Annotated in this window: 1 protein-coding gene; it reads left to right on the top strand. The window is 37.6% G+C overall.

The window, feature by feature from the left end; translation table 11 throughout:
* Positions 1-231: 231 nt before the first annotated feature.
* The gene (locus KO502_RS02090) at positions 232-1,185 is read left to right on the top strand and encodes an IS110 family transposase (RefSeq protein ID WP_216020907.1); all 954 of its coding nucleotides are present in this window, start codon (positions 232-234) and stop codon (positions 1,183-1,185) included.
* Positions 1,186-1,217 lie beyond the last annotated feature (32 nt).

Genomic DNA, 1,217 nt, shown 5'->3' with positions numbered 1-1,217 from the left:
CTTGTATGGATAATAAACCCATCTTTTTATTCTTTTTAAAACTAAGTTTAGGTAAAGTGAGGCCCAAGCTTTGGCTGCAACCAAAGCCTTTTTATACGGTAGTTCGATTGAGCAATGGCTCCTCTATTGAGAGACCGATAACAAGATTGAACGCCGTATAAAACTCCAAGCACTAAACTCGGATAGTCAACTGGGCCTCGAGCCCGAATAGCAAGGCAGAGGTAGCTTATTATGAATGCACAAATTAATCAAAATGAAATTAACGTCGGTGTCGATACAGGTAAAAATCAACTCGATATTTACATACGCCCTTTAGATATATATTTCGTTGTAACTAATGACGAAGCAGGTATCAAAGAAGCCATTAAAACCATCAAAAAACACAAGGTCACACGTATCGTTATTGAAGCGACGGGACGTCTAGAGCAACCCTTTATCATGGCTTGTGCAAAAGCCAACTTACCTTTTGTTATTGCCAATCCAGTGAGGATTAAAAAGTTTGCTGGAGCTATCAATCAACAAGCTAAAACAGATAAGTTGGATGCACAGTTAATTGCCTATTATGCAGAGGTTATGAAACCTAGCTTATCTCAATTAAAGCCAGAAGATATAAGGCTTATGAGTGATTTGTTATCACGTCGTCGTCAATTGATGGAAATGCAAACCATGGAGAAAAATCGTCTTCAAATAATGCCGAAAGAAATTACCTCATCCATTAAACCAATGTTAACAGTGATGAAAAATCAATTAGAAAAAATAGACAATAAATTACAAAAACTCATCGACAGTCGTGACGAATATAAAATTAAAAATGACATCATCCAAAGTGTTCCTGGTGTAGGGAAAGTAGTGGCATTTAACTTGATTAGTGAAATGCCGGAGCTTGGCTATATCAACAATAAAGAGGCTTCATCATTAGTGGGCGTTGCGCCTTTCAATCGAGAAAGTGGCTCTTATAAAGGTAATCGGATGATACGAGGTGGCCGCTCTCAAATAAGAACGGCGATGTACATGGCAATGATGTCAGCGATTCAATGTAACCCAACATTTAAAGCGAAATATGAACAATTGTTAGCAGCAGGAAAACCGAAAAAAGTAGCGATAATTGCGTGTATTAGAAAGCTCGTTATTACACTTAATTCGATGGTGAGAGATGGTGTCTACTGGGATCCTAAATTAAGTTAATAATTAGGAGTTGACACCATAGTCACTTGTTA

The organism is Colwellia sp. E2M01, assembly GCF_018860585.1.
GTDB lineage: Bacteria > Pseudomonadota > Gammaproteobacteria > Enterobacterales > Alteromonadaceae > Colwellia.
The sequence above is the reverse complement of the archived record's forward strand: the minus strand, read 5'-3'. Positions and strand labels throughout refer to the sequence as shown.

Excerpts from the sequence above, each read along its gene's own strand:
- KO502_RS02090 (WP_216020907.1), top strand. The coding sequence starts at position 232 with ATGAATGCACAAATTAATCAAAATGAAATTAACGTCGGTGTCGATACA.